Below are 24,835 nucleotides of genomic sequence, written 5' to 3' on the forward strand. Positions count from 1 at the left end.
CTGTCCGGGTTTGACATGACCGGCGACGCCCGTCACGGGCGCCGCCGCGATCTCAATCGTTAGAGACGCTTGTAAGCCTCCATCGTCGCGTTGAACGCGGCGTCCAGAGCCTCTTCCGGCTTCTTGGTGCCTGAGAGAACGTCACCCATCATGATCTGGATCTGGTTGGAGATTTCCGGATAGATCGGGGCGCCCGGGCGGGCCTGACCATCGACGAGAGCACCGGCAAAGGTCTTGTTGGCTTCGGTTGCGAAGACATCATATTTGTCGAAGAGCGACTTGCGCGTCGGCAGCTGCTGCTGCAGCGCGTTGGCCGGCCCCATGTAGACTTCGCGGGCAAGGTTGGCGCACATCTCCACCTTGTCCTTGTCCTTGCTGAACGAGGCGATCGTCCATCCGCCGGTGCCTGTGGAGCGCTGGTCGGCGGTCGGGCCGGGGATCGGCGAGAAGGTCCAGTTCTTGAACTCGTCCTCGTCGAGCGTGACCTTCAGCTGGGCATATTGCCAGTTGCCGCCGATGAAGAGTGCAGTCGTTCCGGCTGCCGCTGCGGCGTTGAGGTCGTCATAGTTGCCGATGGTTGTCACGCGCTTCGGCGCTGCACCGGAGTCAACGAGGTCCTTGTAGTAGTTCAGGGCTTTTAAGAACTTCTCCTTGTTTTCGCCCTCACCGAAGATCGGCTTGCCGGAATCGTCGACGAGCTTACCGCCGAGCGCCCAATAGTTGGCCAGCCAGTCGAAAGTGGACCCTTCGTAACGGCCGGCGTTGAAGAGAATACCTTCCATGCCCTGCTCAACGGAGGAGAGCCCGGCCTTTTTCAGGTCATCCCAGGTCTGCGGCGCATCGGCAATGATGGACTTGTTGCGATAGAGCACGCGAAGGTCGGTATCCCACCACCATGCACGGATCGACTGATCCTTGTCGGTAATGCCGCTGCGAATGAAGGGGAACAGGTCGGCGACCTCTTCCTTCGAGAAGTAAGGCTTGAAGTCGGCGAGCACATGGTTGACCATGAACTGCGAGAGCACGAAGGAGTCGACCGCGGCGCAATCCGGAGCGTTACCGGCCTTGGCCTGTTCCAGCATCTTGGCCTGTTCGGTACCGATATCGGCCGACATGAACTGCATCTGCAGTTTCCAGTCGGGATGCTTCTTGATGAAATCGACGAAGAGTTTCTGATAGCCTTCGGCAATTGCCGGATCGGCATTGTTGGGACTGTCGTTCGTGAGCCGGACGACCAGGGTTTTTGGCGCATCGGCAGCGCCGATCCTGTCCTTTGTCGCAAGCTCCTGGGCAAATGCGGTAGGCACTGAAAATAACATTGTGCTCAGCGCTAACGCGCTGATGAACGCTCTCTTCATGATGGGTCTCCTCCCCATTTTAAACGGATACAGCCTGGTGGTCGGTTGACCTCTCCTCATTTCCATGCTGCATTAATTAGATTAAGTTACTTTGATTTGATGTCAAGCCGCAGCTTGGGAGGATTGAGATGCCGGCGACATTCAACACAAGTTAGCGGACCGCAGTCGCATTTCCCGATCACAAAAAATCGAGCCATTTCGGGCATCCGCGATGGCACGGTGAGGTTTTGCCTCGGCTACGTGAGGTGGCCGAACCCGACATCTATGGAGGATCAGATGCGCTTACTCATTCTCGGCACTGGTGGAATGGCCAACCAGCATGCCGCAAATTTCAAGGCGATCGAAGGCGTGAGCGTGGTGGGCGGGGTCGATGTCGTACCCGAGCGGCTGGCGGCCTTTTGTTCGGAACATGGCATCCCCAACCACTTCAGTACACTTGAGGAAGCCCTTGCCTGGGGCGAGTTCGATGCCGTTGCCAATGTCACGCCCGACCGCATTCACCATCCGACGACGCTTCTGGCGATTGCAGCGGGCAAACATGTCTTCTGCGAAAAGCCGCTCGCGACCGATGCCATCAAGGCAATGGAAATGACCGATGCCATCGAAAAAGCGGGCAAGGTCGGCATGGTCAACTTCACCTATCGCAATTCTCCCGCCCTGCAGAAGGGCCGGCAGATGGTGCTTGCCGGCGAGATCGGCGAGATCAGGCATGTCGAGGCATCGCATCTGCAGAGCTGGCTTGTCGGGCGCCATTGGGGCGACTGGAAAACCGAGAGCAAATGGCTCTGGCGCCTCAGCAAGAAACATGGGTCGAACGGCGCGCTCGGCGATATCGGCATCCATATCGTCGATTTCGCGTCCTACGGTTCGGGGCTCGATGTCGCCCACGTCTTCGCGCGGCTGAAAACCTTCAACAAGGCGCCGGGAGACAAGATCGGCGAATATGATCTCGATGCGAATGACAGCTTCACGATGAATGTCGACTTCACGACCGGTGCGATCGGCACCATCCAGGCGACGCGAACGGCGGCCGGCCAGATGGATCAGCTGCGTCTCAGGGTCTATGGTGAGACGGGTTCGATCGAGATGATCTACGACACTGGAAAGTCGACGCTTCGCGCCTGCCTCGGCGAAGATGTTCACACCGCAACATGGCGCGACATCTCCTTCGATCCGGTGGAAACGAATTATCAGCGCTTCGTGCAGGCAGTCAGGGCAGGCAGAACGCAAGAACCCTCGTTCCGCAGGGCGGCGAATATCCAGAAAGTGCTCGACAAGGCGCTTGCCTCGGATGTCAGCCACACGGACGAGGCGCTTGCCTGATCCGATACTAGGACGTCAGGCGGAAACTGGTGGCAGCAGGGTGTTGAGGAAGGGCAGCAGTGCCGCCCCCAGCGCCACGCCGCCGCCGCTGAAGCTTGCCGGCTTCATCGGCGAAATCCACGGTGTCAGGAAGGGGCGCTTGGATGTGTCGCGGCGTTCGACGGAGAGCTGGTGGATCAGTGCTTCGATGACGCTTCGCGGCAGGTCGCTGCCGATCATGATGACACCAGGCGCGATAAAGCCGGCCATGGCTATGATCGGGTCGAGGAGGTGGCTTGCCGCATCGCGGATCCACTGCGTCAACTGAGGGGAAGACGGCTCTTCGCCCGAAATGAGGCGCTTGAACTCGTCATCGCTGACCAGTGCTCGCAGCGCGCCGAAACCGACCACCGCGTTCAGCCGGACATTGTCGGGGCCGGTCAGCATCTCACCGATACTGCCCGCGCGTCCGTGGACGCCCGAATAAGGAATGCCGCGAACGAGGAAGCCGGCCTGGACATCTTCGTCGATGATGATCATCGCCAGTCCGCCTTCGGGGGCAGGCGCGCCGATAGTGCGTTCGGCAAGCAGGCTTGCGGTGCACTCGTTTTCCACGTGACTGACGGGAAGCGTGGATGCCGCATCGAGCTCATCGTTTTCCTGCGTGGTCCAGTCGTTTGACCCGATCCCCAGGCCGATGATCGGCATGCCGGCATGCCGACCGATCATCTTCTGGGTGGCTGAAAGAATTGACGGCACGCGCGTTGCCGCGTCGAGGGAAAAGTATTCGCGATCGTGGACCTGGCCGCTGAGGTCGATAAGAACGGCTTCGCCCCGGCTCTGGCGAACCCTGATGCCGATCGAGAATGCCCCATCGGGGCGCAAGGCAAATTCGGTGGCGGTCGCGCTGTTGCCCGCGCCGTTGCGGCGGTGCGACGTCACCAACCCTCCCTCGCCGAGGCGGCGTAGAATATTGGTGATGCCCGGCCCGGTAAGTCCGGAATGCTGGCCAAGTTCCATACGGGTCAATGGACCGTGCCGGCGGATAGCCTCCAGAATGACGCGGATATTTCTGTCGGCGATTTCTCCCGATCGCAGACCAATTGTTTTACCCCGCGTAACGGCCGTTTCCTCTGTCTGACGTCGCCGCGGCCCGGATCGAAGATACCGCATGACCGTCTTCCCTAACCACCTCGATGCTTGTGTATCACAGGTAAAACTCTCGCAACCTATTTCTTGTGCGCTTGACTGCAAAACAAAGTTACTTAATCTAAGAGTCGCCACGCGCCTCGGTTGGAGGAGACGGGACGCGTCGCCTGCGGCCTATTTGCGCGACCAGGTTTTCTCCCCGCCCGTCACTTGCTTATTTTCCGATAGGACCCGCCATGTCTCTCACCATTGCCCAACGCCTCGATCGTCTGAAGGTCCGCACAGCCGAGCTCGCTCACTGGCGCGACAGGCAAAGCATCGCGATCGACGGCTGGACCTTCGACGGTGAGCCGATCGCCCATCATCAGGACTGGCCGCACCGCAAGGGGATGGTCCATTTCGCGGTATCGGCCACGGTGCCACGCGACTGGCCAATCGAGGAGATTCGCCTGCAGCTCGATCTCGGCGGCGAGAGCCTGATCACGCTGCACTATTCGGGCGGCCAGGCAGAGACATTCGGGCTCGACCCCTATCATCAGGAGTTCCCGATCAAGGCCAGGGAATTCTCGATTACCACTGACAGCGTCGCACGCTTTCCCTTTGGGGAGCCGAACCGGGCACCGAAGCTCAACAAGGCGCGGCTGATCTGGCTGGACGAACCGGTCCACAGGTTGCACCTCCTGTTGCGGCAGATCGGAGAGGCTGCCGACGTGCTCGAAAGCCATGAGGTCGTCCCGCACCTGATCGAGGCGGCCGAACAGTCGCTGCGCAGCCTCGACTGGCCTTCGGACACGTCAGCCTATATTTCACGCACAGCCGGTTCGGTGATGCAGCAGAAGATCTGGGAACTGCCGGAGCTTGAGGCAAACCCGGCCGGCCTTAATGAAGCGCAGAGCGCTTCGGCCGGTGCCGCCTATGATCAGCTGATCGCGCGATTGAAAGAGCTTCAGAAGCGTTTTCCGCCGAACGGTGAACTGCTGCTGACCGGCCATGCCCATATCGACCTCGCATGGCTTTGGCCCTACGGTGAGACGCGCCGGAAGATGCGCCGCACCTTCAACACCGCGCTCTCGCTGATGGAACGGTCGGACGACTTCCGGTTCAATCAATCGACCGCCCATTATTATGCGCAGATGGAAGAGGATGATCCCGAACTTCTCGAGCGGATCAAGAAGAAGGTCGCCGAGGGCAAGTGGGAAACCGTCGGCGGCATGTGGGTCGAACCCGACACCAACATGCCGACCGGTGAAAGCCTTGCGCGGCAGGTGCTCTACGGACAGCGCTATTTCGAGAAACACTTCGGCCTGCGCCACACGGTCTGCTGGCTACCGGACTGCTTCGGCTTTTCCGGGGCTCTGCCGCAGATCCTCCAGCTCGGCGGGATCGACAGTTTCTTCACGATCAAGGTGAACTGGAGCGAGACCAATCACATACCGTCCGACTTGTTCTGGTGGAAGGGGCTCGATGGAAGCAAGGTTTTGACCCATACTTTCGACAATCCTATGCATGGGTACAACGGTTTCGTGCAGCCGGATTGCTTCGTGCCGACCTGGAAGAATTTTCGCGCCAAGACACAGCATGACACATCGCTGCTCGCTGTCGGCTACGGCGATGGCGGCGGTGGCGTGACACCTGAGATGGTTGAACGCGAAGTGCAACTGCGCGACTTCCCGGCAATTCCCAGGGCACGTTGGGGCACAGTGAAGGGCTTTTACGAGGAGGCCCATCGCACTGCGGCGCAAAAGGGGCTTCCCGTCTGGGATGGCGAAATCTACCTCGAACTGCACCGCGCGACGCTGACGTCGCAAAGCGGCGTCAAGCGCAAGCACCGTCAGGCCGAGCGGGCGCTGATTACGGCGGAGACGATCGCTTCGCTCGCGTATCTCTTGGGTGCCGGCAAACCACAAAGCCTGGAAGCGGATTGGCGCGTCGTCCTGAAGAACGAATTCCACGACATCCTGCCGGGCTCGAGCATCCGCGAAGTCTATATCGACGCCGAACGGGAGCTCGATGGCGCTATCGGTAATGCCAAGGCGGAGCAGGCCAAGTCTCTGAAGACGCTATCAGCTCATCTTCCGGCAGGTGGGGTGACGGATGCGCTGATTGTGGTCAACCCGTCGCTTGCGCCGCGGCCGCTGATCGCCAAGCTTTCCGATGGGACGGTCCTGTCATCTGTTGAAATCGTCGCGCCTCTTTCCGTTGCGGTCTTTGATCGCAAGACACTCAAGCCCGCCGGTATGCTGAAAGCCGATACGCACAGCCTCGAAAACGAGCATCTGTCTGTTGTCATCGGCAAGGATGGCGCCGTTTCGAGCCTCGTTCACAAGGCAACGGGCAGGGAGGCGATCGAAGGTGCTGCAAATCAGCTCTGGGTCTATCCGGCCGATAAGCCGCGCAATTGGGATGCCTGGGACGTCGATGCCGATTATGCCGAAAAGGCTGTCCGTCTCGACAGGCCCGAGAGCATCATACTTGCCGAACAGGGACCAGATCGTGCCGCGATCCGCGTCGTTTACCGATACCGGAACTCGACCGTTACGCAGCTTTACGTGCTAACGGCCAACGCCCGCAGGCTTGATATCGAGACGACGATCGACTGGCATGACCGGCGCACCCTCCTCAGAACACTGAACCCGGTCGCCGTTCGTTCACGCACAGCCACCTTCGAATGCGCCTTCGGTATCGTCGAGCGGCAAACGCATACGAACACGTCCTGGGAACAGGCAATGTTTGAAGCTGCCGCACATCGTTTTGTCGATCTCAGCGAACCGGGCTTTGGCGTCGCTTTGCTCAACAACGCCAAATACGGGCACAGTGCACGCGGCAATGTCATCGGCATGAGCCTCGTGCGCTCACCGGTCTATCCCGATCCGCTCGCCGATGAAGGCGAGCAGAGCTTCACCTACGCGCTGATGCCGCATGAAGGCGCCTGGCATGAAGGCGACGTCCTCCAGGAAGCGATCGATCTCAATCAGCCGCTCGTCACCATTGAGGCCAGTGGCCTCTCGGCAGGCACGCTGTCGCCTCTCGGCGTTGAAGGCATACCAGTCGCCTTTTCGGGACTGAAGCCGGCGGAGGAGGGGGAAGGCCTTATCCTGCGGCTTTACGAACCGGCGGGCCGGCGCGGTCGGCTTTCGCTCGCCTTGCCCTCGGGCTGGCAGGCTTCGGGACCTCTGAACATCCTCGAAGAGCCGATCGAGCGTGCAGGCCCTGCCGACATCATGCCGTTTGAAATTCGGACCTGGAGGCTGCAGCGAAGCTAATCTCGTCAGTATCTGGAAAGTTGTCGCTACGCGTTCCGAACCCATTGTCGATCGCTATGCGGAGGGATCGCGGTGGCTAGCGTGGATCGCGGCATCGAGCGATTTAATCGTTGGATGAGAGATCCCGGGAAAAGTTTCAACATGTCGCAGTGGCCCGGCTCGCGCCGGGCCCTATCTTCCGGCTGGTCTTTCACCAGCTCCCGAGGAAACGATCATGACGGAATCCGTGAAGTCCGTACCGGCGCCCCGCGATCAGCACCTGCGCAACATGGCCAATTGCATTCGGTTTCTCTCGATGGACGCCGTCGAGAAGGCCAAGAGCGGCCACCCCGGCATGCCGATGGGCATGGCCGACATCGCTGTCGTGCTCTTTTCCGACTTCCTGAAATTCGATGCCGAAGACCCCTACTGGTTCGATCGGGACCGTTTCCTGATCTCCAACGGGCACGGCTCGATGCTGCTCTACAGCCTGCTCTATCTGACCGGTTACCGGGATATGACGATCGACCAGATCGAAAACTTTCGTCAGGTCGACAGTAAAACGGCAGGTCATCCCGAATATCGCCACGCCACCGGTATCGAGACGACCACGGGTCCGCTCGGACAGGGCATTGCCAATTCGGTTGGTTTTGCACTTGCCGAGCGCATCATGAACGCCAGGTTCGGCGACGATCTTTCAAACCACTACACCTATGTGTTCCTCGGCGACGGATGCCTGATGGAAGGCATCAGCCAGGAGGCCATATCGCTCGCGGGCCACTTGAAGCTCGGCAAGCTGATCGCGTTCTGGGACAACAATTCGATATCGATCGACGGAGCCACAAGTCTGGCGGAATCCGACGATCAGCCGGCGCGTTTCCGCGCATCGAACTGGCATGTGCAGGAGATCGATGGACACGATACCGATGCGATCCGAAACGCGATCGTCGAAGCCCAACGGATCACCGATCGCCCGTCGCTGATTGCCTGCAAAACCATCATCGGCTTCGGCTTTCCGACCCGCGCCGGCACGCAGAAAGCCCACAGTGATGCTCCGGGTGAAGAGGAGATCGCCGGCGCCCGCAAACTTCTTGACTGGAACGCACCACCCTTCGAGATCCCGTCCGACCTTTTGGATGACTGGAGGAAGATCGGCGCCAAGGGACGCAACACCCGGATGGCCTGGGCGGTTCGGGTCCAGACGGCGAAGGCGGATACCCGGGGGGAATTTGAACGCCGCATGAAAGGCGAACTGCCCTCGGACTGGACCAGAGCAATAGAGGCGGCAAAGCAGGAGCTTCTGTCTGCTGAAAAGGACCTGGCAACAAGGCAGGCGAGCGGGATTGTTCTCAACCACCTTGCTGAGACCATCCCCGAGCTCATCGGCGGATCGGCGGACCTGACACCGTCGAACAACACGAAGGCCAAATCCATGATCGAGATTGCGCCCGGTCAGTATAATGGATCCTATGTCCATTACGGCGTGCGCGAACATGGGATGGCGGCTGCCATCAACGGCATTGCCCTTCATGGTGGGCTGATCCCTTATGGCGGCACCTTCCTGACCTTTTCCGATTACGCCCGGCCGTCAATCCGGCTGGCGGCGATGATGGCGGTGCGTTCGATCTTCGTAATGACGCATGATTCGATCGGTCTCGGCGAGGATGGTCCAACCCACCAGCCTGTCGAACATCTGACGGCCCTGCGCGCCATTCCGGGTCTTGCCGTGTTCCGTCCGGGCGACCCGATTGAGACGGCCGAATGCTGGCAGGCAATCCTCGATGCTCCGCGGCAGGCAGCCTTGATCGCACTGTCCCGCCAGCCCATGCCGCTTCTGAGAAAGCAGCCGGGTTCTCTCAACCTGTCTGCAAAGGGCGGATACGTTCTGCTTGAAGCCGAGGGCGGCGCTCGCGAGCTGACGATCATGTCGACCGGATCGGAATTGCACCTCGCCGTCGAGGCAAGGGCGAAGCTCCAGACGGAAGGCGTTCCAACCGCGGTCGTCTCCATGCCGTGCCGTCTGCTGTTTGAGGCGCAGGCACCGGACTATAAGCGTGAGGTTCTCGGAGACGGAACTGCGCGTGTCGCCGTGGAAGCAGCCGTCCAGGATAGCTGGGACCGATATCTCGGGCTCGACGGCCGGTTCGTCGGCATGCACAGCTTCGGAGCGTCGGGCAAGATCGACGACGTCTACAAGAAGTTCGACATCACCACCGACGCCGTTGTGAAAGCCGCGCAAGGGGCATTGGGTCTTCGCCGTCGGTGAGTAGTTCACGGTGATCGCGGATGGCTTGCGGTCTCTAACTGCTCATGGTGCAGCCGAAGCTCCTGCGGCTGCCCTTGGTCACGCCCTCATGTGACGCGAATTCCCGCTCTAGCCGGCGCGGCGCGTGGGTTGGTAGCCCTTGCTGCCGTCGAGAAGCGTGTGCGTATAGGAATGTTCAACATTTCCGCTGAGCAAAGCCTCTCTTGAGGCGATCTCCACGAACATCCCGTCCTGCATGACGGCGACCCGATTGCACAGATGAGCAATCACAGCCATATCGTGGCTGACGAGAATGTAGGTCAGTTTTTCCCTTTCGCGCAGGTCCTTCAGCAGATTGAGGATCTCGGCCTGGATGGACACGTCGAGTGCGGATGTCGGCTCGTCGAGGAGAAGCACGCGCGGTTTCAGTATCAGGGCACGTGCGATTGCGACACGCTGGCGCTGGCCGCCCGACAACTGATGCGGAAAACGATGATAGAATGATGCGGGCAGGCCGACGTCACGTAACACATGTTCTACGCGCTCCCTGCGCCGGTCGACGCCATGGATTTCAAGGGGTTCGAGGAGCGTACGGCCGATCGTGTGACGCGGGTGAAGCGAGCCGAATGGGTCTTGGAAGACCATCTGCTGCTTGGCGAGCTGCGATTTTGAGCGATTGGCGGTGATTGCCTCTCCGTCGATCGCAATCGAGCCGTCCCATGCTTTGATCCTGCCGGCCAACGCGCCGAGAACAGTGGATTTGCCGCATCCGCTTTCCCCGACGAGGCCGAACGTCTCGCCCGCAGCGACGTCAAAGGAGACATCCTTGACCACCTGCTTGGCGGAACGACCGCTGCCGAAGGAAACGGCAAGATTTTTGACTGACATCATCATGCTCATGCCTCCGCCCAGCTCGGGTCTCGCCTCAAGATTTCAAGGCGGTCTCGAGGGTGGTCGAGGCTCGGCAGCGCCTGCAAGAGACCCCGTGTGTAGGGATGGGTTGCCTCTTCGAGCTTTGCGGCTTCAAGCTCTTCGACGATACGCCCGGCATACATGATGATCACTCGATCGCAGAAGCTCTTCACCAGGTTGAGATCGTGCGAGATAAAGATCAGCCCAATGTTGCGCTCGGCGATCAGATCGTCGAGGATCGACAGAACCTGCTGGCGCACGGTCACGTCGAGAGCCGAGGTCGGCTCGTCGGCGATGATCAGCGATGGGGAGGAAATCAGCATCATCGAGATCATGATGCGCTGTCCCATGCCGCCCGAGACTTCATGCGGATAAAGGTTGAAGACACGTTCTGGATCGCGAATGTTGACCCGTTCCAGCATGGCGAGTGTGCGTTTGTGCGCGTCGCGGCGGCCGACGCGTTCATGCAGGATGACGGTTTCAGCAATCTGCTCGCCGACCGTCATGACCGGGTTGAGCGAATATTTCGGGTCCTGCAGGATCATCGAAATGCGCCGCCCGCGGATCGAGCGCATATCGGCCTCGCTTGCGCGAACGAGATCGACGTCCTCGAAGCGCATTTCGTCGGCAACCACTTTGGCGGTCGCCGGCTGCAGCCGCATGATGGCGCGTCCCGTCGTGCTCTTTCCGGAGCCGGATTCGCCGATGATGCCGACTTTTTCGCGCCCGACATTGAATGAGACATTCTTCACGGCCGTCACGACGCCCGAAAGGGTGGGGAACTGGACCGACATGTTTTTGACCGAAAGGATGGGCTGGGATTGATCAGGCATTTCGGGGATCCATGATGTCGCGCAGGCCGTCGCCGAGCAGATTGAAGGCAAGGCTGACCACAAGGATTGCAATGCCCGGAACCGTCGTCAGCCACCAGGCATCGAGCAGATATTGCCGGCCCGACGCTGCCATCGCACCCCATTCGGGCATTGGTGGCTGGGCGCCGAGACCGAGGAAGCCGAGGCCGGCCGCCGTCAGGATGACGCTCGACATGTTGAGCGTCAGTCGGATGATGATCGAGGGAGCACAGAGCGGCACGATGTGATGGAGCAGGATGCGGCCCATGCCAGCGCCCTGCAGCTCGGCGGCGACCACGAAGTCGGCAGCGCGAAACGTCAATGTTTCGGCGCGCGCCAGGCGGGCAATTGGCGGCCAGACGGTCAGCGCAATGGCGATGACGGCATTCTCGATCCCAGGTCCGAGCGCTGCAGAAAAGGCGAGTGCGAGAACGAGGCTCGGGAAGGACAGGAAGATATCGGTGATGCGCATCAACACAACATCGACCCAGCCGCCGAGGTAGCCGGCAGTCGCACCGATCACAAAGCCGATCGGCGCCACGATGACCGTCACCAGGATGCTGATATAGAGCGTTGTGCGTGCGCCATAGACGAGACGCGAATAGACGTCGCGGCCGAACTCATCGGTTCCGAACCAGTTCGCGGCAGATGGCGGCTTAAGCGCCATCGTCAGATCCTGGTCAATGGGGTCGTAGTTGGCAAGCATCGGCGCGAAGGCGGCGACCAGCACCAGCGCAAGCACAACCAAAAAACCCACAAAAGCCAGCGGATTTGCAAGCAGGCTCAGCCACAGGACATAGGCCTTGTGGAAGCGTGCCTGCCGGGTCGAGGAAAATTCCTCGTTGATCAGCCAATTGTGGAGATCGTTGAAATAACGTGTCGCCATGATGTCACCGGGTACGCGGATCGAGGAAGCGGTAGGCGATATCGGACAGCAGGTTGATGACGATCGAAATGATGCCGATCAGGAGCACGCTGCCGAGGATCGCGTTCATGTCCGCGAAGAAGAGAGCCGAGGTCAGATATTGCCCGAGGCCGGGCCAGGCAAAGACGGTCTCGATGAGAACCGTGCCGTCCAGCAGGCCGCAATAGGCAAGGGCAACGATGGTCAAAAGCTGCACCCGGATGTTGCGGAAGGCATGGCGCCAGATGATGGCGCGCTGGCCGAGACCCTTTGCCTTCGCCGTCAGCACATATTCTTGCCGAAGCTGTTCCAGCATGAAGCTGCGGCTCATGCGGCTGAGATAGGCCGTGGCCGCATAACCGAGGATCAGGGCAGGGGCTGTGACATGCAACAAGGCATCGCGGAAAACCTCCCATTCGCCGGCAATGATCGCATCGACGAGAATGGAGTTGGTCGGCCCTTCGACAAGCCCTTCATTGTAGACGTCCAGTCGGCCGCTGCCGGGGATGAGCCCGAACTTGGCGTAAAAGACCAGGATGACGATGGTGCCGAGCCAGAAAATTGGCGTTGAATGCCCGAGCAGCCCGACGACACGCGCGAGATGATCGACCCATGTTCCCTTGCGAACAGCGGAGATGATGCCGAGCGGAATGCCGAGGCCGGCGCCGATGATCGTTGCGAGCGTCGCAAGCTCCAGTGTCGCCGGGAAGACCCGGGCAAGGTCACTTGCCACCGGGTTCTTGGTCACATGGGACTGGCCGAAATTCAGCTGGGCGACATTGCCGAGATAGGTCGCGAACTGGACATAGAGCGGCTGGTCCAGCCCCATCTCCTTGTAGACCCGCTCATAGGTCGCCTGGTCGGCCTGGTCCCCGATCACGGCAATGACTGGATCAGCCGGGACCATGCGGCCGACGACGAAGGTGATGATCAAGAGGCCGAGCAGCGTCGTCAGGATGACACTGAAAGATGTCGCCACCTTTCGCACTGCGTCGAGCACGACTGCTCCGCCGCTCGATGCGGCCCCGGATGTTTGTGAGATGCTCACGTCATTCTCCCTTGGAGGAGGTCACTCGCCCTTGGAAACCGTGTCCCAGCGCGTCAGCCATGTCGAATGGCCGATATAGCCTTTGACTTCCTTGCGAACCGCCTTCGCGTCGGTGCGCAGGAAGGAGGTGATCAACGGCGGAGACGATTCGAGATAGGCCTTGTTGATCTTCGCATAGAGATCAACCCGCTTCTGCTGATCAGTCTCGTGGGCGGCCGCAGTCACCATATCCTGAATGTCCTTCGGCACATCCCAGGCGGTGCGCCAGGCATTCAGGCCCGTCAGCTTGGCGTCGTCGGAATTATTGGCATTGGTTGCATAGGACTGGAGGATCGCGTGAGGATCCGGCAGGCGTTCACCCGATCGCGCCGAAAAGATCTCGAATTCACGCGTGCGGAACTTGCCGATATGGTCGCCGCCCTGAAGATCGAGCTTGATGCCGGCCTTTGCGGCATTGGCCTGCAGGGACTGCGCAACCTCATATTCCGGGGTGACCGGCGTTGCGTAATAGACCTTCGAGAAACCGTTCGGATAGCCGGCTTCAGTCAGCAGCTGCTTGGCCTTTTCGATGTCGAGCTTGTAGGGATTGACCTCGCTTGCACCCGGCAGGCCGGCCGGAATGATGGTCTGCTGCTTGATGCCGTAATATTTCATGACGGTGTTGGCGAGGCCGTCATAGTCGATCAGGTATCGGAAGGCTTCGCGAACCTTGGGATTGGAAAGAATCTCGTCCTTCTGGTTCAAAGCGAGGTAATAGAAGCCGAAGCCCGGCGTCTTCTGAATGCCGGCCTTGCCGCCGGACTCAACCGCTGCAAGGTCGGTGGAGGACAGACGGGTCGCGACATCGACGTCACCCGCCTCAAGCTGCAGACGCTGGCCAGAAGATTCCGGCATATGGCGGAGAACGACGCGCCGCATCTTGGGGGCGCCCTGCCAGTAATCCTTGTTAGCATCGGCGATTAGCAAGTCGTTCACGCGCCAGGTGCGCAGCGCATAAGGGCCCGAGCCGGCGTCGTTGGCCTGCAGGAACTCGCGCCCCATATCGCCGTCCTTTTCATGTTCGACGAGGAACTTGCTGTCCAGGATCGAGGTCGAGAAGCTCGCCAGCGAATAGAGGATCAGGTTGGGATTCCAGAGGCTGGGCGTCTGGAGGACCACGGTGCTGTCGTCGCTCGCCTTGATCAGATCGTCGACATTCTTGTCCGTAAAGCCCCACTGGCGAAGGTCGACGGATGGCGCGAGCCCCAACTTGACGAGACGCCGCAGCGACCACTCGACGTCCTTTGCCGTCAGCGGATTGCCGGAATGGAACTTGATGCCGGAGCGGATCTTGAATGTGAAGGTCTTGCCGTCGGGAGAGACGCTCCAGCTTTCGGCAACACCCGGAGCCGGCTTGGTAATGTTGTCGGCCGGCAGCACGATCAGCCGCTCATAGAGGTTCGCGACGATTTCAGCCGCTTCCAACTGATTGATTTCGTTTGGATCGAGGCCACGCATCGACGACATATTCGTTGCAATGACCAGCTGGTCCTTCGGGGTGGCTGCGGCCGCGGCCAACGGCATCATCAGGCTCGCGGCAACAAGCGCCGACGAGATCAATAGCCCGCGTCTTTGGATCTTCATTTTCTTCCTCCCAAGCATCTCTGCAATCACATCAGAGCGAATTTTGATATCGACATCGATCTGAAATCTGGTATATCAGATCTCACAAAACGATTTTGTCGTCAACGGGAGAATTTTCGGCCTATGGAAAATAAGATGGAGGGTGGGGCGGGCGACGACCGCATCGAAAAGATCGATCCGCGATTCCTGACGACCCTTCGTGATCATGTTCATAAGACGCTGCGGGCGGCGATCCTGTCCGGCCGCTTTCGCGCTGACGAGCGCGTCAACGAGCGCCAGCTCGCCGAGCAGCTTGGTGTTTCCACCACTCCAATCAAGGAGGCGCTCCGGCAACTCGAGACCGAAGGATTGGTTGAAACCCTGCCGCGTCGCGGGGTGCTGATCCGGTTCAACGCCGGATGGGCGGAGGAAATGATCCTTGCGCGCGCCGCGCTGGAATCGATGATCGCGCATCTCGCCGCCAAGCGGATTACCAAGGAAGAAGCCAGGAAGCTTAGCGATACGGTCGCATTGATGAAGGCGGCCACGGCCGATGGCGTTGCGGACGATCTCATTGCGCTGAATGAGACCTTTCACGAGCAGATCCACCTCGCCTCGCGCTGCCAGTACCTGTCTCGCATGATCGAGCGCCAGCAATTCTACGACGCGAGCATTCGCCGCGTCATTCATTCTGACACCAAGGAGCGCGACAAGGCTCTCGCCGAGCATACCGCCATCGCCGTCGCCATCGTCTCGAACGACAGCGACAAGGCCGAGCGGGTGATGCGTGATCACGTTGTCCGCTCCGGCGAAACCTACCTCAACATCGTATTCAGGAAGAAAGAGGACATTTGACGTGACCGTGGCAATGGACAAGATACGCAAAGCCCTGACGGGCATTTCCGGCGTTCCGGTGACCCCCTACAAGGCAGATGGCAGTATTGATCTCGCCAAGCTTTCCGCTTTGATCGCGCGCCTCGCCAGCGCCCGGGTCCACAATCTGATGGCCGCCGGCAATACGGGCGAGTTCTTCACGCTGACGATGGATGAGGTAAAGGCGGTTCACAGCGCAACGATCAAGGCCGCCGATGGCAAGGCTCTGATCAGCGCCGCTGTCGGGCGTTCGCTGACGGAAGCCAAGGAGCTCGCCCGTAACGCGATTGCCGAGGGCACCGATGCGATCATGGGTCACCACCCGATGGATCCCTTTGCAGGCCCGAGCTACCAGGCGAAATATTTCCTCGAACTTGCCGAGGCGTCCACTGTCCCTGTCATTGCCTATGTCCGCAGCGATACATTCTCCGTCGCCGATTTCCGCAAGCTTGCCCTGCATCGGAACATTGCCGGTATCAAGTTCGCTTCCGGCAACCTGATGCTGCTTGCCGAGGTGATCCGCTCGACGAAGGATGCGCCGGCGATCTGGGTCTGCGGGCTTGCCGAGGGCTGGGCACCTGCCTTCTACGCCATGGGTGCTCGCGGCTTTACCTCGGGGCTCGTCAACGTTTTCCCCGAGCGCTCGCATGCCATCCATCAGGCGCTGGAAGCCGGCGACTACGCGGCTGCCCGCGCTCTTATCGACGACATCGCCGGTTTCGAAGCGCTGCGCACCAAATATCTGAACGGCGCCAATGTCACGGTGGTCAAGGAGGCGCTCGGCATGCTCGGAACCGATGTCGGCCCTGTTCGCCTTCCCGGCGTTGAAAGTCTGACGGACGCGGAACGCGCGGAACTGCGCGCAATCGTCGACAATGTAAGCGGCAAGAACCGCGCCGCCTGAGGAAGAATGTCAATGCATATCACCGGCTTCAAGACCTACATGCAGCGCGTCGACGACCGGCCGCGACTGCTCCTGAAAATCGAGACGAGCGAAGGCATTTCCGGTTGGGGCGAGTGCTACAATCACGGCCCCGACTGGGCGCTGCCGCCGCTTTTCGACTATCTCTTCCATCAGATCGAAGGGGAGGACCCCCGCCGAGTGGAATTCCTTGTGCTGAAACTCAATCAGCAGTGCCGTTTTCCGCCGGGCGCGCTGGGGCTTGCAGCGATTTCGGCGATCGATCACGCGCTCTGGGATATCGCCGGCAAGGCCGCCGGCTTACCCGTTTACATGCTGCTTGGCGGCAACGTTCGGGATCGGGTGCGCGTCTATTGCGGTGTCTATACCGCGCCGGATCCGCGGACGGCGCAGGACCAGACCCTCGAGCTGAACGAAAAATACGGCTACACGGCTTTCAAGCTCAGCCCCTTCCGCCGCGACCTGCATGCCGGTCGCTGGGGCGAGCTTGTAAAGGAAACCGGTGACTGGTTCGCCAAAATACGCGAGATTACGCCGTCGCATTTCGAATTCGCATTCGACGCTCATGCTAAGATCTTCGAGCCCTATCAGGCGGTGCAGCTTGCTGCAGCGATTGCGCCAAGTGATCCTCTCTTCTACGAGGAGCCGATCCGGCCGGAGCACATTCCAGCATGGGCCGAGCTGAAGTCGAAAGTCTCCGTTCCGCTGGCGACGGGAGAATCTCTCTACAATCGCTTCGAATTCCTCTCCCTGTTGTCGGCCCGTGGCGCAGATATAATCCAGCCCGACATATGCGTTGTTGGCGGCGTAACAGAAATGCGCAGGATCGCAACAATCGCTGAAGCCCACTATGTAACCGTCGCGCCGCATAACCCGATGGGGCCGCTCGCGACCGCGGTCAACATCCACTTCTGCGCCGCACAGCCGAACTTCAAGGTCCTTGAGTTCAAGCCCCATGTCCACGCGCCATGGGCAGCCGATCCGTATATGCCGGTCGATGGCCATATGGAATTGCGGCCCGACCGTCCGGGTTGGGGGCTGGAAATCGATGAAAAGGCATTGCAGACGGAAGACTACATTCATTGGGAGCGGAAAATAACCCGCAAGCCGGACGGATCGACGGCTTATCCCTGATTGGTTCCGTTGAAATGACAAGCTTGCTTTAAAACGCTAGGGAAGCGCGCGCCACAGATCGTGATCGCGCTTCCGCACTGCGGGGAACATGGCCACTTTCCCGGCCCTCGATGACGCGCCAATGCTTGTGTCGTGAATTAAGCGGGAATTTGCCCCATCAGGGATAAGTCTATTTCGTCATCCGCTCTGTAAGATGTGTCCGAGAAGGTGATGGCTCGAAGCTATCGGAGAAATATTGCGTTTCATGGGCCACCAGCCCGTCGCGAAATTCCATGATGCTGACGGCGTGAGAGGGCATGCCGTCATAGGTGAGTGTGAATTCGGTGACCCAGAGATCTCCGCTGCCGATAATTCGTCGGACTGTAAACCGCTTCTTGTTTGGCTGGACGAACCGGCTTTCTTGAATGTTGTGCCTGCCGCGGATCCGCTCCCCTGATTGCGGATAATCCAGAAAGGCATCTTCGTGATAGATCTCGTGTTCGACATCGAAATCGTTTGCGTCCGAAGCCTCCCAATGGCGCTCCAATGTCTTTTGAATTGTTCGATCTTCCAAGGGGATCTCCAAGCGGCGTTTGAGGCCATCATCCTCGGGACAGCAAATAGTCGTGCTTTTCGTTGTTCGGAGGGGCGTCATGGGTGTCCCTGCCAGATACAGCTGACCGCGGATCGTTCGAAGGATACGCCTGGGGAGAACTGCCGGCAATCTGCGTCGCCGGTACATGCTGGTACACTTCAGCCGATTTTCGAAATATGCGGGACACGTCAATCCTTGAAACCGCTCTTCGTTAACAGGCGCTGCGAATGCAGCCGCAATCGAAGGAGAGTGTTTCATGACGAAGACCGACAATATTTCAATGCGGCGTGGCGTCGCCGATCGAGTAATCGCCATAGCGTTTGGTTCTCTGTTGCTCGTTCCGGCAGTCTATGCACTGCCGGTCCATGCCGCTGATCTTGCTTCGGGTGCCGCCACGAAAGCTGCGAGTGCAGACGACAGCATCCGTCCCTTCCAGATCCACGTTCCGCAGTCGCAACTCGACGACCTGCGCAGACGTATCGCCGACACCCGATGGCCAGACAAGGAGACGGTCGACGACACCTCCCAGGGTATCCAGCTGTCACAGGTCCAGGAGCTGGTTCGCTACTGGGGCACCCAGTACGACTGGCGCAAGGCCGAGACGCAACTCAACGCATTGCCGGAATTCGTCACCACGATCGACGGTGTCGACATCCAGTTCATCCATGTTCGTTCGCGCCATCCCAACGCTCTCCCTATCATTCTGACACACGGCTGGCCCGGATCGATATTTGAGTTCATCAAGACCATAGGTCCTCTCACGGACCCGACGGCTTATGGTGGCCGGCCGGAAGATGCGTTCGACGTGATCATCCCCTCGATACCAGGCTACGGATTTTCCGGGCATCCGGTAGATCAGGGCTGGGGACCGGACCGGGTCGCCCGCGCTTGGGACGTCCTGATGAAGCGGCTCGGCTATGACCACTATGTTTCTCAGGGTGGCGATCATGGTTCGGTGATCTCCGACGCTTTGGCGCGCCAGGCGCCGAAGGGTTTGCTGGCAATCCATCTCAATATGCCCGCGACGGTTCCAGGCGACCTCATGAAGGCCATCAACAGCGGAGACCCGGCCCCCGCGAGCCTGTCGTCGCCCGAGCGAGAAGCGTATGATTCCTTGAGCACCTTCTTCGGACGAAATGCTGCCTATGGCGCGATAATGGTGACCCGGCCGCAGACGATCGGCTATTCGCTTGCCGACTCGCCGTCTGGCCTGGCGTCCTGGATCTACGAGAAATTTGCCCAATGGAGCGACACTGGCGGCGTTCCCGAACGCGTTTTTTCCAAGGACGAAATGCTTGATGACATCACGCTCTATTGGCTGACGAATTCCGGCGCGTCGTCATCGCGGTTCTATTGGGAGAACAACAACAACAACTTCAGCGCAGAGGCGCAGAAGACGAAGGACATCAAAATCCCGGTTGGCATCACGGTCTTTCCGAAGGAGATCTATCGCGCACCGGAAAGCTGGGCCAAGCAGGCCTATCCCTCGCTGACATACTATCATCAGGTCGAAAAAGGCGGGCATTTTGCCGCCTGGGAGCAGCCGCAGCTCTTCGCCGAGGAAGTGAGGGCGGCTTTCAAGTCAGTACGCTGACGACGTCGAAATGGGTGGTCCTCATTCGAGGGCCACCCCAAGCCGACAAGGCGTCGCCGCCGCAAACAAAATTGATGTCCTGTCGATCGGGTCGATGACCCAGATCCGGCCGGCAGCGCCTGGAATTTTGCCGCCCCCTTCGCCGAAGATGCCATCATCAGGGAATGCCCGATGAAAATCAGCAAGGAGCTTGGCACACGTGTGCATTTCTCTTCGCACCTGTCATTCCGATGTTACGCGCCAGGGCTAGCAAGTCTCAGAACTCATCAGGGGCGCAGCCTCGATAGCGAAGGGAGACAGGATATGAATAGACGCGAATTTCTGATCACATCGTCGGCGGCTGCGGGCCTTCTGGCCCTTCCGCGCTTCGCCTCGGCCGCCGCAGGCACGATCGACCTCTACAGCGGCTCGGATTCCAATATTATCGACCTCTGGAACAACATTATCCGTCCGGCTTTCGAAAAGGCTCATCCGGACGTCACGCTGAAGGTCACCGATGCCGGCGACAATAATGGCCTGCGCGCCATAGCCGACCGTGCTCTTGCAGCACTGAAGACCAAGACCGATCCGCAGGCCGACCTCTTCGAACAGTTCGATCCGCGCCTTCCGGCCGGTGGCATCGATGCCGGCCTCTGGGTGAAGTTCTCGGCTGAGAATGTCCAGGGCTTCGACCGCGTCAATCCGCTCGCTTTCGACACGCCCTACGCGCTGCCCTATCGCGGCTCGCAGGTTCTGCTTGCCTATGACAAGACCAAGCTCGACCCGAAGGATGCGCCGAAGACCTGGGAGCAGCTGACAGCCTGGATCAAGGCCAATCCCGGCCAATTCATCTACAACCGTCCGGACAAGGGCGGCTCGGGTGGCAATTTCGTCCGCCGTGCCATCCATGAAGCCAACGGCCGCGATCCGAAGAAGTTCAAGATCGACAATTTCACTGCCGACTATGCCAGCCAGACGCTGACGCCGGCCTGGCAGATCCTCAACGATCTCGCGCCGTCGCTTTACCAGAAGGGTGCCTATACCGCCGGCAACACGCAGTCGATCCAACTGCTCGCTCAGGGCGTCGTCACCATCGCTCCGGTCTGGTCGGACCAGGTCCTGCAGGCGATCTCCCAGGGCGTTCTGCCCGAGACGACCGGCCTCGTGCAGCTCTCCGACCTCGCGCTCTGCGGCGGTTTTTCCGCCATGACGATCTTCACGAACGGCGCCAACAAGGACGCCGCCCTCAAGCTCGCAGCCTTCATGCTGACGAGCGAGATGCAGGAAGCCATCATCACCGAGATCGGCGGCTTCCCGGGCGTTTCCTGGGATCACATTTCTGAAGACCTGCGCAAGAAATATGCCGACGTCATCCCGGCGACCATCCCGACCTTCCCGGGCGGCGATTGGGAAAAGGCAATCAACGACGGCTGGTACCGCAACGTCGCTCCTGGAATCAGCCGCACCTGATGGCGGTGGATGCCGCGCAGCCTGCGGTCGCGCGCCGCGCTCAGTCTCCAGGCAGGGGGAGCCTTTACGGGCTCCTCCTCGTCGGCATGCCGGTCTTTCTGGTCGGCTGGCTGATCATCTTTCCGATCTTCTCGGCGATCACAACTACCATCTTCGTTCGCCAGTCGGACGGGACAACCGAGTTTTCGCTCGCCTCCTACCATTTCTTCTTCACTGATGGTTACAGTCTGGCCAACCTCTGGCTGACGCTGTGGACGACTTTCGTCTGCGGCCTGCTTTTGCTTGCGATCGGCCTTCCGATTGCCCTTTACCTGCGCTTTTCCGGCGGTCGCCTTGCCGCCTACGTGCAGGGCCTGGCGATCTTTCCGATGTTCGTGCCCTCGATCATCCTTTCCTATGCGCTGATCCGCACGATCGGACCGAATGGCACGGTCGACATCCTGCTCAATGCCGTCGGCCTTCCGAAGCTGCCGAGCCCCTATCTGACGCCCTGGGGACCAGTCATCGGCCTCGTCTGGGACAATCTGCCCTTGACCGTGCTGATGCTAACGGCGGGGCTCACGTCTGTTTCCAATAGCTCCATCGAGGCGGCCCGCGACGTCGGCGCAACGCCTTTCAGGGTCTTTATCTCGATCATTCTGCCGCGCATGGGCAATTCCCTGCTGGTGACCGCTTCCTTTGCCGTTCTCGGCATATTCTCAGCCTTCACGCTGCCCTATGTGCTCGGTCCCGCCTCGCCGGAGATGATGGGGCCTTTCATGCAGCGCACCTTTGCCGACATGAACGATCCGTTGAACGCCCTCACCCAGGCCGTCATCTCCTTCGGCTTCTGCCTTCTCTTCGGTATCATTTATGTCTGGTCGATCGCCCGCAATCGCGAGGGCCGATGATGCGTCAGTCGACCGCCTCGAAATTCGATTGGACAGGCTTTGCTCTTTCGCTGCTGCTCACGCTGTTCATCGCACTGCCGCTGCTGGTTGTCGCCACCTGGGCCTTCACCGAGGTCTGGCGCTATCCTTCCGTCATTCCCCAGCAGTTCGGCCTGCGTTTCTGGTCGCAGACGCTGGCGCGTAAGGATGTCTGGGATGCTCTGTTCCTCAGCCTGCGGCTGACGGCGACGGTGACGCTGCTTTCGGCAATCATCTGCCTTCCGGCCGCCTATGCTTTCGCAAGAATGCGTTTTCCCGGACGCAATATCCTGTTCCTGTCGTTCCTCGCTTCACATGCCTTTCCGAAATTCGGCCTGCTGGTGGCGATTGCCGGCATCTTCCTGCAGATGGGGCTGATCAGCACCTTCTGGGGCGTGGTGCTGATCCAGCTCGTCGGCACGCTGATGCTGATGATCTGGATCCCGGTTGCCGCCTTCCAGAATGTCGACCGGCGGATGGAGGAGGCAGCACGCGATGCCGGCGCCACGCCGCTTCGCGTCTTCTGGTCGATCACCTTGCCGCAGGCTGCGCCGACGATATCAGCGGCAGTGCTTCTAACTTTCGTCGGCACTTTCTACGAGACGGAGGGCGCCTGGCTGATCGGAGCGCCGGAAATCCGCACCATGCCGGTACTTATGATCAGCTTCATCAACAGCCAGATCGTCGTGCAATATGGTGCGGTCCTCTCCGTCATGCTGTGGGTGCCGTCCTTTGCGGCATTGATATTTGCGCGGCGCGTCGTCGGGACCGGCGCCTTCGCGCGGGGCTTCGGCGCCTGAGCGCCGGCAGAAAGGGTTTCAAGAATGGCACATCTGGCGATCGAAGGCGTTGCGAAGAGCTTCGGCCACACCTTTGCCGTCCGTGACTTCTCGCTCGAGGTCGGTGACGGCGAACTCGTCTGCCTGCTCGGCCCCTCGGGTTCCGGCAAATCGACGTTGCTTCGCATGATCGGCGGCTTCGAGCGGCCGAGCGAAGGCAGCATTCGGATCGACGCCAGGGATGTGACGAACCTGCCGCCGGAGCGGCGCCCGACCGGCATGGTCTTCCAGAGCCATGCGCTCTGGACGCATATGGATGTCTTCAACAATATCGCCTTCGGCCTGAAGCTGCGGCGCCTGCCGAAGGCCGAAATCCGCCACCGCGTCGAGGACGCTCTTGCTCTCGTCGGTCTTGCCGACTACGGACGGCGCGCAGTGACGCAGCTTTCCGGCGGCCAGCAGCAGCGCGTCGCACTTGCCCGCTCGCTTGTTCTCGAGCCGAAGATCCTGCTGCTGGACGAGCCGTTCGCCAGCCTCGACCAGCATCTGCGCGAGCGGCTGCGGGAGGAGGTCCGCGACATCCAGCAGCGGCTCGGCATCACGACATTGTTCGTCACCCACGGTCAGGACGAGGCCCTGGCGCTTGCCGACCGCATCGTCGTCATGCGCGATGGCCGCACAGAACAGGTGGCTCCGCCGAGCACAATCTATCGTGAGCCGCAGACAGCTTTCGTCGCGGGCTTCATCGGCTCGATGAATTTCGTTGAGAGCGAGATCCGCAACGGGGTCTGCACGCATCCGCTTTTCGGCTTTTCGATCCCCGTTGCGGATGGTCCGGTGACGCTGGCGATGCGCCCGGAAGCCCTGACGGTGCGCCCTGTCAGCCGGCCGGCAGACGCGACCGTCCACCGGGTCAGCGATTTCGGCACGCACAAGATTGTCGATATCGATCTTGCCGATCGTGTCCGGCTGAAGGCAATGGTTGCGCCGACCGATATGATCAGAGCCGGGATGGCCGTTACTACCAGCTGCTCCGGCTTTTTCGCCTTCCGCGACAATGCTCTGATCCACCAATCGGCAGTGGCACAAACGGCTGCAACCGTGCAGCCGCCGCTCTTTACGGCCTGACGTATCTCAGGCCTTCAGCTGAAAGCCTTCCTGCAGCCAGGGATAGAGTGCCTTGCTTGCTGCCAGGATGTCGCCTTTGCCGGTGACGGCGGCGCCTGAAAACCTCGTGACGATACCGCCCGCTTCCTCGACCATCAGTGCCGAGGCGCCGAAGTCATGGATCGACAGGCCGTCCTCGAAAAAGCCGTCCAGCCGTCCGCAGGCGACATAGGCGATCGAAAGCGCTGCCGAACCGAGACGACGCACACCGGCGGTATTGACCATAAGGCGCTTGACGGCATCGAAATAAAGCTCTTCCGAGACAGCCTTGACCTGGCCGGGGATCGGCAGGCCGGCACCGACGAGCACGTTCTGGATATCGGCAACCGCGGCGCAATGGATGCGCTCGCCGTTCAGCCAGGCACCGTCGCCGGCCTCCGCACTGAAGAGCTCGTCCTGCATGGCGTCATAGACGACGCCGGCAACGGCGCGGCCGGCCTCGGCGATCGAGATCGTCATGCCGAAATGCGGGATGCCCCAGGCAAAATTGGTCGTGCCGTCAATCGGGTCGATATAGATGACCGGTGCATCCGAGCCGGCCTGTCGGTTGCCGACCTCTTCCTCGCCCTGGATCGCATAGGCCGGGAATGCGCTCATCATCTCCTCGACGATGATCCGTTCAACCGCGACATCGATTTCCGTCTGGTAATCGCGCGGCGCCTTGTGGACCATCTCGCCGGCCGTGCGTCGTCTGAGCGCATTGCGCGCCGTCTCTCCTGCCTTGAGGGCTGTTTCGGCGAGGACGAAAAGGCGGGGCGAGGCTGTTGGTGACAGGCGCGCGGCGGTCGAAGACAAGTTCATGAAGACAATCCGTGTGATGAC

21 protein-coding genes are annotated in these 24,835 nt (G+C 60.2%); 11 read left to right on the forward strand and 10 right to left on the reverse strand.

The features are described from left to right. Positions 1 to 59 precede the first annotated feature (59 nt). A complete protein-coding gene (locus AC1DM5_RS32300) occupies positions 60 to 1,358 on the reverse strand; it encodes an extracellular solute-binding protein (protein WP_477976599.1) in 1,299 nt (432 codons plus the stop codon). A 276-nt stretch (positions 1,359 to 1,634) separates the two neighbouring features. Between AC1DM5_RS32300 and AC1DM5_RS32305 the strand changes: the two genes are divergently transcribed. Further along, positions 1,635 to 2,681, forward strand: a complete 1,047-nt coding sequence (locus AC1DM5_RS32305; protein WP_477822946.1) for a Gfo/Idh/MocA family protein — start codon at positions 1,635 to 1,637, stop codon at positions 2,679 to 2,681. A 15-nt stretch (positions 2,682 to 2,696) separates the two neighbouring features. On the opposite strand, the gene AC1DM5_RS32310 is transcribed toward AC1DM5_RS32305, so the two are convergent. After that, positions 2,697 to 3,833, reverse strand: a complete 1,137-nt coding sequence (locus AC1DM5_RS32310; protein ID WP_477822947.1) for an ROK family protein — start codon at positions 3,831 to 3,833, stop codon at positions 2,697 to 2,699. Positions 3,834 to 4,045: 212 nt separating this feature from the next. On the opposite strand from AC1DM5_RS32310, the gene AC1DM5_RS32315 reads away from it, so the two are divergent. Together AC1DM5_RS32315 and tkt are read left to right on the forward strand one after the other, a co-directional pair. Continuing rightward, the gene (locus AC1DM5_RS32315) at positions 4,046 to 7,072 is read left to right on the forward strand and encodes an alpha-mannosidase (RefSeq protein WP_477822948.1); all 3,027 of its coding nucleotides are present in this window, start codon (positions 4,046 to 4,048) and stop codon (positions 7,070 to 7,072) included. 214 nt (positions 7,073 to 7,286) lie between these two features. Then, positions 7,287 to 9,317, forward strand: a complete 2,031-nt coding sequence (gene tkt / locus AC1DM5_RS32320) for a transketolase (RefSeq protein WP_477976601.1) — start codon at positions 7,287 to 7,289, stop codon at positions 9,315 to 9,317. Between the two features lie 108 nt (positions 9,318 to 9,425). Here tkt and AC1DM5_RS32325 read toward each other — a convergent pair whose 3' ends face one another. Genes AC1DM5_RS32325 through AC1DM5_RS32345 form a run of 5 tightly spaced genes read right to left on the reverse strand, consistent with a single transcriptional unit; the run spans position 9,426 to position 14,634 of the window. Next, positions 9,426 to 10,190 (reverse strand): ABC transporter ATP-binding protein, encoded by a 765-nt coding sequence (locus tag AC1DM5_RS32325; protein ID WP_477822950.1) that lies wholly within the window; start codon positions 10,188 to 10,190, stop codon positions 9,426 to 9,428. Positions 10,191 to 10,192: 2 nt separating this feature from the next. Then, positions 10,193 to 11,041, reverse strand: a complete 849-nt coding sequence (locus AC1DM5_RS32330) for an ABC transporter ATP-binding protein (RefSeq protein WP_477976603.1) — start codon at positions 11,039 to 11,041, stop codon at positions 10,193 to 10,195. Further along, positions 11,034 to 11,945, reverse strand: coding sequence for an ABC transporter permease (locus tag AC1DM5_RS32335; RefSeq protein WP_477822952.1), 912 nt, complete (start codon positions 11,943 to 11,945; stop codon positions 11,034 to 11,036). Before AC1DM5_RS32335 ends, AC1DM5_RS32330 begins: the two co-directional genes overlap by 8 nt. A 4-nt stretch (positions 11,946 to 11,949) precedes the next feature. Continuing rightward, positions 11,950 to 13,011 carry an ABC transporter permease gene (locus AC1DM5_RS32340; RefSeq protein ID WP_477822953.1) on the reverse strand — a complete coding sequence of 354 codons (1,062 nt, stop codon included), beginning with the start codon at positions 13,009 to 13,011 and terminating at the stop codon, positions 11,950 to 11,952. A 21-nt stretch (positions 13,012 to 13,032) separates the two neighbouring features. Continuing rightward, positions 13,033 to 14,634 carry an ABC transporter substrate-binding protein gene (locus AC1DM5_RS32345; protein WP_477822954.1) on the reverse strand — a complete coding sequence of 534 codons (1,602 nt, stop codon included), beginning with the start codon at positions 14,632 to 14,634 and terminating at the stop codon, positions 13,033 to 13,035. A gap of 123 nt (positions 14,635 to 14,757) precedes the next feature. Between AC1DM5_RS32345 and AC1DM5_RS32350 the strand changes: the two genes are divergently transcribed. The 3 genes from AC1DM5_RS32350 to AC1DM5_RS32360 are packed head-to-tail and all read left to right on the forward strand — an operon-like array spanning position 14,758 to position 17,542. Beyond that, positions 14,758 to 15,468 (forward strand): GntR family transcriptional regulator, encoded by a 711-nt coding sequence (locus tag AC1DM5_RS32350; protein ID WP_477822955.1) that lies wholly within the window; start codon positions 14,758 to 14,760, stop codon positions 15,466 to 15,468. Positions 15,469 to 15,481: 13 nt separating this feature from the next. Then, entirely contained in the window at positions 15,482 to 16,390 is a 909-nt protein-coding gene (locus AC1DM5_RS32355; RefSeq protein ID WP_477822973.1) for a dihydrodipicolinate synthase family protein, read from the forward strand. Between the two features lie 12 nt (positions 16,391 to 16,402). Beyond that, the gene (locus tag AC1DM5_RS32360) at positions 16,403 to 17,542 is read left to right on the forward strand and encodes a mandelate racemase/muconate lactonizing enzyme family protein (protein ID WP_477822956.1); all 1,140 of its coding nucleotides are present in this window, start codon (positions 16,403 to 16,405) and stop codon (positions 17,540 to 17,542) included. Positions 17,543 to 17,711: 169 nt separating this feature from the next. On the opposite strand, the gene AC1DM5_RS32365 is transcribed toward AC1DM5_RS32360, so the two are convergent. Next, positions 17,712 to 18,095: a nuclear transport factor 2 family protein gene (locus tag AC1DM5_RS32365; RefSeq protein ID WP_477822957.1), complete on the reverse strand. Its 384-nt coding sequence runs from the start codon at positions 18,093 to 18,095 to the stop codon at positions 17,712 to 17,714. Between the two features lie 277 nt (positions 18,096 to 18,372). Here AC1DM5_RS32365 and AC1DM5_RS32370 point away from each other — a divergent pair, with 277 nt between their 5' ends. Beyond that, entirely contained in the window at positions 18,373 to 19,710 is a 1,338-nt protein-coding gene (locus AC1DM5_RS32370) for an epoxide hydrolase family protein (RefSeq protein ID WP_477976605.1), read from the forward strand. Between the two features lie 21 nt (positions 19,711 to 19,731). On the opposite strand, the gene AC1DM5_RS32375 is transcribed toward AC1DM5_RS32370, so the two are convergent. Further along, entirely contained in the window at positions 19,732 to 19,929 is a 198-nt protein-coding gene (locus tag AC1DM5_RS32375; RefSeq protein ID WP_477822959.1) for a hypothetical protein, read from the reverse strand. Between the two features lie 84 nt (positions 19,930 to 20,013). Between AC1DM5_RS32375 and AC1DM5_RS32380 the strand changes: the two genes are divergently transcribed. Genes AC1DM5_RS32380 through AC1DM5_RS32395 form a run of 4 tightly spaced genes read left to right on the forward strand, consistent with a single transcriptional unit; the run spans position 20,014 to position 23,974 of the window. After that, positions 20,014 to 21,159 (forward strand): extracellular solute-binding protein, encoded by a 1,146-nt coding sequence (locus AC1DM5_RS32380; RefSeq protein WP_477822960.1) that lies wholly within the window; start codon positions 20,014 to 20,016, stop codon positions 21,157 to 21,159. Further along, complete coding sequence (locus AC1DM5_RS32385) at positions 21,159 to 22,049, forward strand: ABC transporter permease (protein ID WP_477822961.1); 891 nt, start codon at positions 21,159 to 21,161, stop codon at positions 22,047 to 22,049. Before AC1DM5_RS32380 ends, AC1DM5_RS32385 begins: the two co-directional genes overlap by 1 nt. After that, positions 22,046 to 22,867, forward strand: a complete 822-nt coding sequence (locus tag AC1DM5_RS32390) for an ABC transporter permease (protein ID WP_477822962.1) — start codon at positions 22,046 to 22,048, stop codon at positions 22,865 to 22,867. The genes AC1DM5_RS32385 and AC1DM5_RS32390 overlap by 4 nt, the downstream gene beginning before the upstream one ends. 24 nt (positions 22,868 to 22,891) lie before the next feature. Continuing rightward, the gene (locus AC1DM5_RS32395; protein WP_477976607.1) at positions 22,892 to 23,974 is read left to right on the forward strand and encodes an ABC transporter ATP-binding protein; all 1,083 of its coding nucleotides are present in this window, start codon (positions 22,892 to 22,894) and stop codon (positions 23,972 to 23,974) included. A gap of 6 nt (positions 23,975 to 23,980) precedes the next feature. On the opposite strand, the gene AC1DM5_RS32400 is transcribed toward AC1DM5_RS32395, so the two are convergent. Continuing rightward, positions 23,981 to 24,814 carry an inositol monophosphatase family protein gene (locus tag AC1DM5_RS32400; RefSeq protein WP_477976609.1) on the reverse strand — a complete coding sequence of 278 codons (834 nt, stop codon included), beginning with the start codon at positions 24,812 to 24,814 and terminating at the stop codon, positions 23,981 to 23,983. Between the last annotated feature and the right edge of the window lie 21 nt (positions 24,815 to 24,835).

This window comes from Rhizobium sp. 01T437 (assembly GCF_056398505.1).

Bases quoted from the DNA above. Each gene is read 5' to 3' on its own strand.
- AC1DM5_RS32315 (WP_477822948.1), top strand. From the start codon at position 4,046: ATGTCTCTCACCATTGCCCAACGCCTCGATCGTCTGAAGGTCCGCACA.
- AC1DM5_RS32370 (WP_477976605.1), top strand. From the start codon at position 18,373: ATGACGAAGACCGACAATATTTCAATGCGGCGTGGCGTCGCCGATCGA.
- AC1DM5_RS32400 (WP_477976609.1), bottom strand. From the start codon at position 24,814: ATGAACTTGTCTTCGACCGCCGCGCGCCTGTCACCAACAGCCTCGCCC.
- AC1DM5_RS32300 (WP_477976599.1), bottom strand. From the start codon at position 1,358: ATGAAGAGAGCGTTCATCAGCGCGTTAGCGCTGAGCACAATGTTATTT.
- AC1DM5_RS32330 (WP_477976603.1), bottom strand. From the start codon at position 11,041: ATGCCTGATCAATCCCAGCCCATCCTTTCGGTCAAAAACATGTCGGTC.
- AC1DM5_RS32310 (WP_477822947.1), bottom strand. From the start codon at position 3,833: ATGCGGTATCTTCGATCCGGGCCGCGGCGACGTCAGACAGAGGAAACG.
- AC1DM5_RS32390 (WP_477822962.1), top strand. From the start codon at position 22,046: ATGATGCGTCAGTCGACCGCCTCGAAATTCGATTGGACAGGCTTTGCT.
- AC1DM5_RS32360 (WP_477822956.1), top strand. From the start codon at position 16,403: ATGCATATCACCGGCTTCAAGACCTACATGCAGCGCGTCGACGACCGG.
- AC1DM5_RS32380 (WP_477822960.1), top strand. From the start codon at position 20,014: ATGAATAGACGCGAATTTCTGATCACATCGTCGGCGGCTGCGGGCCTT.
- AC1DM5_RS32395 (WP_477976607.1), top strand. From the start codon at position 22,892: ATGGCACATCTGGCGATCGAAGGCGTTGCGAAGAGCTTCGGCCACACC.
- AC1DM5_RS32355 (WP_477822973.1), top strand. From the start codon at position 15,482: ATGGACAAGATACGCAAAGCCCTGACGGGCATTTCCGGCGTTCCGGTG.
- AC1DM5_RS32350 (WP_477822955.1), top strand. From the start codon at position 14,758: ATGGAAAATAAGATGGAGGGTGGGGCGGGCGACGACCGCATCGAAAAG.
- AC1DM5_RS32345 (WP_477822954.1), bottom strand. From the start codon at position 14,634: ATGAAGATCCAAAGACGCGGGCTATTGATCTCGTCGGCGCTTGTTGCC.
- tkt (WP_477976601.1), top strand. From the start codon at position 7,287: ATGACGGAATCCGTGAAGTCCGTACCGGCGCCCCGCGATCAGCACCTG.
- AC1DM5_RS32305 (WP_477822946.1), top strand. From the start codon at position 1,635: ATGCGCTTACTCATTCTCGGCACTGGTGGAATGGCCAACCAGCATGCC.
- AC1DM5_RS32385 (WP_477822961.1), top strand. From the start codon at position 21,159: ATGGCGGTGGATGCCGCGCAGCCTGCGGTCGCGCGCCGCGCTCAGTCT.
- AC1DM5_RS32335 (WP_477822952.1), bottom strand. From the start codon at position 11,945: ATGGCGACACGTTATTTCAACGATCTCCACAATTGGCTGATCAACGAG.
- AC1DM5_RS32325 (WP_477822950.1), bottom strand. From the start codon at position 10,190: ATGATGATGTCAGTCAAAAATCTTGCCGTTTCCTTCGGCAGCGGTCGT.